1 protein-coding gene is annotated in these 328 nt (G+C 61.0%); it reads right to left on the reverse strand.

Going from position 1 to position 328, the window contains the following annotated elements; translation table 11 throughout:
* Positions 1-156: 156 nt before the first annotated feature.
* Positions 157-328, reverse strand: a 172-nt coding sequence (locus EN874_RS32785) for an SDR family oxidoreductase (RefSeq protein WP_127428887.1), incomplete at its 5' end; no start/stop codon positions are given.

The following is a 328-nucleotide window of genomic DNA, read 5'->3' on the forward strand; positions in this document are numbered from 1 at the left end:
GCTCTTGTGCTGAGCAACGGGGTGGAAGACACGCAGCGCATTCAGCGAGGGAAGGCGAAGCTTGCCGGTCATCTAAGTTCCGCCTCCGTTTGTTCGAGACTCCGCTCATTCATGCACTGCCGCATCTTCCGCCGCCTGTCGGCAGCCGAAGTTGCGTCAGGCGTAGACGTAACCACCTGAAATGATAACGTTTTCGCCAGTCATATAGGTGTTCTTGGGGCCGCCGGTCATGAGCACCCACTCGGCAATCTCGGTCGGCTCGGCGCCGCGGCCGAGGGGGCTCGCCTTGGCCAGTTCCTCCAGAAAGCCGAGGGCTTTAGCCTTCTCC

The organism is Mesorhizobium sp. M1D.F.Ca.ET.231.01.1.1 (assembly GCF_003999155.2).
GTDB lineage: Bacteria > Pseudomonadota > Alphaproteobacteria > Rhizobiales > Rhizobiaceae > Mesorhizobium.